This is a genomic window from Burkholderia sp. MR1-5-21 (assembly GCF_053427715.1).
The window spans coordinates 1-6,406 of record NZ_JBSAXD010000068.1; the positions used below are offsets into that span (position 1 = coordinate 1).

Consider the following 6,406-nt stretch of genomic DNA (forward strand, 5'->3'; position numbering starts at 1 on the left):
CGGCGTGCACCCCAAGTACAAGAGGTTCGCCGATTATCAAAACGAGTTGCTGCTGCGGTCGACTGAGATACTTTTCCCCTTGGAGCCGGCGGTGACGATTTCGCGTACGTTCCCCGTCTCGCATACCGCCCCGGAAGGTACTGTCCCTGCTGGACCAGCGTGGCCACACACGCACACTCTGGAAGTTCTCAACGATGGCGTCTATGTAGAGACAGGGAAAGGCATCCGTCGAATCGACTTGATCACAATCAACGGGTACCTTCAATGGCATCGCATCAGTGACAAGGCGCTCTACTACGTCATTGATCAAATGCCAAGTGGGGAAGCATTTGCGGGCGCCCTAATCTCCCTGGAAAAGCGCGAAGGCCATATGATTGCTCTTGTCTTCTCGCCAAAGACCCGCGATATCGGAATTCATTTTGTTCGCTTGGCGGAGAAACATCTGAATTGCATCCGCAGGCTCAAGGTGGAGCAGCCTAACGCCGCAGCTGGTTCATAGGACCCCAAAGCTGTTCGCCGCCGAAAATTCGGCGAGCCTTGCCCTCAGGGTGGCTTGTACGGTCGGAGCTGACAATCCCGAATCCGGAGCACAGGCAATAAACCGCTGCTCCTGCGCGCTTGCATCCACGACGCTGGGATGATCGTCGATCGCAAGCCAGGTCGACGATTTGCGACGGGACACCTCCTCGAGAATTTCTGCCGAACGAGGCCCACCTCCCGTTGTCGTTACCCCGTCGAACCTGTCACCCACCGGGCCGAGCAAGCGTATAAGGTTTTCATCGTCAAACAGCCCACGCCAGTCCGAGCTCACCACAATTTTCACTGTCGGATGCGGCGCGAGGATCTCGTGCAGGATCGGCAACCAGCAGAAAAGCTCCGGGTTATTTGCCCACCGGTAATTTTCGTCGAATACACGCGTCCCGTACGGATGCAGCACACCGTCGAAATCGAGGAACAGCAGCGGCGATTTCGCCGTCTGCGCACTCGTATTTAACGCCGCGCTGATATTCATAAAAAGTTCCTCAAGCTTGTCAGTGCTCTAAGGCGTTTTGGATGGTGGCGCCCAGCACGCCAGCGTCGAATTTGCCGCGAATCAGCTTCCGAAAAGGCTCGAACGCGGAAATACAGCTACGCGGCAAGCTCGAATTGCTGCCGACGATAAGCCGTGGCCCCAACACCTTCAACACTCTGATTGCGCAGCGACGAAGGTAGCGTCAAAGTTCAACTCGTTTACAAGCTTCGATAGCGGACGACGCACCTTCGCATCAGTTCCGATTCAGATGGACTCGGAATTGGTCGGTGTCTTTGCTCGCCAAAGCCGCCTTCCGCGTGTAGCGCGAGTTGCCAAGGCGTATGGCACTGAGAACTTGCGCCCCTTCGAGGTAGTGAACTGCGTCACCATGACTAGTTGCTCAGTCTGCCCGCAGTATTCCGTCGCCCCGACTCGAATCTCGCTCAGCGGATCGAGCGTCCACTGCTCCATCTCCCGCGCCAGCCCCGTGCTCAGTATGGCTGCCCCACGCAGGACGCTACCATCATCTGCAAACTGGCCCAGCGACGCCGCTGTTGCAGTGAGATCCATCATCACTATTGTCGGCACAGCCCTCGATCGTGCCGACGAAACCCTGAGAATCAGCACATCCCTCGGTATCAGTTGCTCGATTACCGACCACGCACCTGCACCTGGGACGCCACCAAACGGGATCTTGCTTGGATGCAAACGGTTCAACTCAAGCGCCAAAAACATACAACAAATCACCTCAACTGCACTGTTACGAACTGCCTGCCCAAGGAGCGGGCTCGGCATCCCGACAATCTAAAATACTCGAACACATTGTCCGTAAAGCATTCCAGCGATACAGACGACGTCTAACTCATAGCATGCTATGAAGACAAATTATAGCGCCAACCCGAGAGTGTTCCAATTTTGGTTGGGGATAGAAATTGGAGTTGGCAGCAGTCTTTGGCGCAGTGTTGCGTGAACGTCGCCTTCGCGCCGAACTCACCCAAGAGCAACTGGCCTTCGAAGCCGACATCCAACGAGTCTACGTAAGCGGGCTTGAACTCGGCAGGTATCAGCCCACGCTCACGATGCTATTCACGCTGGCGAAAGCGCTACGCTGCACGCCTGGCGAACTTGTAGCTGAAGTCGATACGAGAGTGGCGGAAGCTCGTCGGCAGAAGAAGAGGCTCCCCAAGGCTACTGCGAAACGAGTGACAACGAAAAGTAACACGGCCAAATAATCTGGCCGCAGAGAGACGTCTCGCTCATTGCGAAAATGTGTCGCTCAGGTATTCGACGGCGTCGCGCAGGATTTCCTCCTCCATCGTTTTTTCCCAGCACCCGTTGCAGCTCCTTGATTTGCTTGAGCTTGTCGATTAGCACCGAGGCCGGCACGGGTCCCTCGCCGCGCTCACCTCGCCGACAGACTGCCATCCTGGTTGAGCCTGCGCCAACGAAGCGGCTGATTCGGATTACCTTCTGCTTCTCCAGGGTCGCGTCAGTAACCACACACGCAAGGTCAAGACTGCGGCTTCTCAACCGTGGCAGCGGCGGGCAGCGTGGTCGGAACTGGAATCTCCCGCAGTTCTTCGAAGCCAAATCGCATCGGGTATGCGTCACCGCGCTTTATCTCAGGCGAGCTGAGATCCTCCTGCTGGAGCGTGGTGTCGCCATACGCCTGCTTATGCTCGGGGGTGTCCCACGGGTGAGGAAAATAGCGCAGTTGCAGCGTTGCCTCGACATCCGTCATATCCTGCGCAGGCATGGGGAGTGCAATTTGATGCACGTAGTTGGAGTACTGCACAACGAAGAACAGGTAGGGGCAGCCAGTGACACCGGCCTTGCGACGAAGGAGGATGTACGTCACCTTGTCGTTCGGCAGACGGCCAGGCACTAACTGCGTGTACACCATCAGCGGCTTGAATGGGAAGCTCTCGTAGCTATGCGTCGGTTGCAGGAGCCAGCCCTTGAGATGCTGACACTCCGACGCCTCCGGCTCAGGCAATACGGCCAATGCCATCTTCACGAAGCACTTGAAGACTCCCATCGGGACGTATGGCTGCCGCTGGAAGACCATCTGCAAGTGCTTACCCTCCGGGTCGAGCTTGACTCGGGGGTCTCCGTCGCGAACCCTGATATTCAGGTCGCCCTGCTTGTGGTCAATGCGGAATCCGTTCGACTCGTAGCTCGGCACCTTCTTCTTGCCCTTGATGCGCCCGACAGCGCGGTTCGCCAGCGTCCACTTCGCGAAATGGTCGTCTGCCGTCGTAGCGAAGTGCGTGTTGCAGACGTCGCACTCTCGGAGGTCAACGAGCTTCTTGTTACCGATTTGCTCGGGGAACGCGTGCGAGACGTTCGAGAACGTCACGTCAGCAGACGTCTTGCCGCAATAGCGGCAGACCTGCGGCTCTCCGGCGCCCAATTCTACAAGCGCCGACCAAGGGCTCAAGTGACCATCGGCGAGACAGTCGTATCGGCTCTCGAACCACTGCAGGCTCTCGACCTGCGCGTCGCTCAACTTCGGGGTGTTCGAGGCGGGCTGAATCTTTGCGAGTGCCGCATAGGGGAACTCGCTCTTGAGGGCGGCGAGTTGCGCTTCGGTCTGTGGCACGACGAGCGCGGTCCCACGCGTCATGCTCCTCAGCAGCTTGATGCGCTCTTCATCTGCGCCAGAGAAGAGGACCAATCCGCTGAACTGCGCGAGCTCAAAGTTGTTGATATAGGTGACCACCTGACCGGAGTCGTACGTCACATCTTCACCTTGGGTGAGAGCCTCAGCCACCGCGGGGTCAAGCTCAGCGAGTAGCTGCTGCTCCAGCTCGTCGGCTGTGTTCAATGCAAGAGGGACACCGCCGCTTTTTGCTATCTGGAAGGCAAGTGCGTAGATGCCACCCAGTATGCCTGGCTGAGCCTCAAGGCTTTCGGTGATGAGTTGACGAGGGAGCTCGACCGTCTTTCTCGGTTCTGTTGTTGCCATGTTGACTGTACCTTGTTGGCGGCTGCCTTATCCAGCCAATTATGGCGAACGCCGATAATCACTGAGTCAATCGAATCAGCAGGGGGCCGGGCGAGTACCCGCAGTACGCGCACTATAGCCTCAGCACTGGAAAGCATACATGTACTGGGTCTGATTCTTCGTGCGCTGGCGAGCCACGCGGCACCCGCGCGACACGGGGCGCCCGAGGTGCAGGCGTTGCTGACGATGTTGATCTACAAGCCCATGCTCAAGATTACTGCCGATGGCACCGCCCATCCTCTTGGTTGGCTGTCAGCGGCGCCATATGCGAATCTTGCTGGCAAACTCGCCAGCTCGTCTTTAGTTTGCGCAACGGGATAACTCAAAGCTTCGCCGCTCCGAAGCCGACGCTCGCGAATGACGGGAACTGACCGAACCCGGAAGCTCGAAGTTGGTCGACAGTCGCACTCTGGCACCGGCCACCCAACTTCCGCTGTCGACGGCGAATTCAACCGGTCGAGCAGCCAGAGCTTCAATGGCAGAAATCGCCGCCATACCGGTCCCTTGGCGCGGAAGATGCCGCACTCGCTTGTTCTCGAGATGATGCTGGGTGACGCCGGAGCGGTTTCGGGTGCGGCTCAGAAACACCAGTGCGAGGATGCTACGCCATCTCGAGGGCCTGGCTCGCCCTGAGGCGCCCTGCCTCGGTCAGCCGAAATTCATTCTCGTTGCCTTGAGGCCCACGTTGCTCGAGCAAGCCGGAGCGCGCCATCAGGTTGAGCGCCCGGTGCAACAGGTCCGACATGATGTCAATGTTTATCAGGTCGCGCTCCGTGTTCAGGTTCCGCTCAAGCCCCTGGTCGCCCATGATGAACCTGTACCGGTCCCGGGGATTGCGCTCCCACTCGGTTCGCTCGCGGACGACCCGGAAATGGAGGTTGACCACGTAATCCCGCACGACCTGCGCCACGAACTCTGCCGGTGAGGCGTTCGAGAAGTCAGCAAAGAGCTGCACGAGTTCGGTCAAGGGCAGCCGGTCCCCGTCTACGGTCATCCGGAACCCCTGACGGTCTCGCCAGACCGTCGCATCGAGGGCGCAGTAGACGAGAGCCTCACAGGCGAGCGCGCTGGCTGCCTGTAGCGCTGCATAGACGGCGTCGATTCCTTTTGAAGAAGCCAGCCGAATGGACCAGCCGGCGGACGACAGCGCTGCCATTCGAGTCTTCATGTCGAGCGCAGGAACACGCATCCCGCTCCGATAGAGCGACTCTTCCCCCCTGAGCAGACTGCTGCGCAATCTCGAAGCCACATCGGCCAGCTCGACATCGGTCGGCAACCCGGCCGAAGCGTACGCGCCCACTGCGGCCGAAATGGCAGTCACTTCTCGCGCGCTGTTCCCGAGCACGGCATTGTGGACCACAAATTCGGTGGCACGAAAGAGCGTTTCCAGCGCGAGCTTGAGGTACTGGCGATATTGGAGGGATGTCCAGTACCCGGCAATGTCCTCCAGCGTCTCGTCCGCAAGCTCCCATCCATTCGGCGCGAGTCTGCTGCCCATCGTGTGGCGGATTGCGTCTACAGGGACAAAGCCTTCGGACGCCTCGAAGTTGCTTTCCGCAGTCTCGATGGCTCGCAGCGCCAGCGTGAGCCCCTTGTGCCTATGGCGCCAACGCGGCACGGACGGCGACGCGTCAGGCAGAGGGAAGTAATGCGCAAGGAACGCCTCTCGTTCGTCCACCGTGGCCTCCCTGACGTTCAACACCGGGTTCCACAAGGCTTTGACCTCGGCCTGCGTGATAGTCGTTGCGGTGGGGTCCGCCAACCAGTCAGCGAGGGGATGCTGGGACTTATCGAGCATCGCCTGGAATGCGGCGGCGAGGTCCATGCCCCCCTTCGTCAACTCCCACATCCCCGCAATGCCGGTGACCGCCAGAAACCGTAGTCCATTCACTGCACTCGGCCGGTACTCCGGCGCACTCAGGAACCGCGCACTGTTCGAGAAGTCAATATCCACCTTGCCCGCCTTGACGGCCTTGTCCTGCTCTTCTCCCATCAAGACGTCAAAGCGCAGCTCAACCTTCCGGGCCGGGTCCGTTGGCCAGAGCCGTCGACTCCCAGGCATCCCGTCCACACCGTTGAGGGTGTTGGACCACGTCAGCAGGAGCTCCATCTTCTCCATGCCGCGCGTCGAAATCTCGAGCGCCTCCTCTTGGGTCGCACCACGTGCAACAGCAGCCTCGTCGATTTTCAGGACCATCCAGCTCAACGCCGAGTAGACACGAATGTACTGTGCGACATTGTTGATGCCGGGGAACACCGAACGATAGAGCGCCATGTTGACGCTCTGTGTGCCGAGAGGGTCTGGTGCGAGCGACGTCGGAGCCGGAGCGGTAAATGACGGTGCAGTAATCACGAACGTTTCTCCGGCAGAACAACACCAAACTCAA

Annotated in this window: 5 protein-coding genes; 2 read left to right on the forward strand and 3 right to left on the reverse strand. The window is 59.0% G+C overall.

Going from position 1 to position 6,406, the window contains the following annotated elements; translation table 11 throughout:
- Positions 1-499: hypothetical protein (locus tag ACV229_RS40250; protein WP_448088607.1), on the forward strand; the 499-nt coding region annotated here is incomplete at its 5' end.
- Here ACV229_RS40250 and ACV229_RS40255 read toward each other — a convergent pair.
- Positions 494-1,012: an HAD domain-containing protein gene (locus ACV229_RS40255; RefSeq protein WP_448088608.1), complete on the reverse strand. Its 519-nt coding sequence runs from the start codon at positions 1,010-1,012 to the stop codon at positions 494-496. The two genes, ACV229_RS40250 and ACV229_RS40255, sit on opposite strands and share 6 nt — an antisense overlap.
- A 959-nt stretch (positions 1,013-1,971) precedes the next feature.
- Between ACV229_RS40255 and ACV229_RS40260 the strand changes: the two genes are divergently transcribed.
- Complete coding sequence (locus ACV229_RS40260) at positions 1,972-2,244, forward strand: helix-turn-helix domain-containing protein (RefSeq protein ID WP_448088611.1); 273 nt, start codon at positions 1,972-1,974, stop codon at positions 2,242-2,244.
- Positions 2,245-2,522: 278 nt separating this feature from the next.
- Here the strand turns inward: ACV229_RS40260 and ACV229_RS40265 are convergent, their stop codons facing one another.
- Both ACV229_RS40265 and ACV229_RS40270 read right to left on the reverse strand, forming a co-directional pair.
- Entirely contained in the window at positions 2,523-3,980 is a 1,458-nt protein-coding gene (locus ACV229_RS40265; RefSeq protein ID WP_448088609.1) for an HNH endonuclease, read from the reverse strand.
- A gap of 640 nt (positions 3,981-4,620) precedes the next feature.
- Positions 4,621-6,294 carry a hypothetical protein gene (locus ACV229_RS40270; RefSeq protein WP_448088610.1) on the reverse strand — a complete coding sequence of 558 codons (1,674 nt, stop codon included), beginning with the start codon at positions 6,292-6,294 and terminating at the stop codon, positions 4,621-4,623.
- Between the last annotated feature and the right edge of the window lie 112 nt (positions 6,295-6,406).

What these genes read in the sequence shown, in the direction of transcription:
- ACV229_RS40255 (WP_448088608.1), bottom strand. Translation starts at nt 1,012, where the DNA reads ATGAATATCAGCGCGGCGTTAAATACGAGTGCGCAGACGGCGAAATCG.
- ACV229_RS40265 (WP_448088609.1), bottom strand. Translation starts at nt 3,980, where the DNA reads ATGGCAACAACAGAACCGAGAAAGACGGTCGAGCTCCCTCGTCAACTC.
- ACV229_RS40270 (WP_448088610.1), bottom strand. Translation starts at nt 6,294, where the DNA reads ATGGCGCTCTATCGTTCGGTGTTCCCCGGCATCAACAATGTCGCACAG.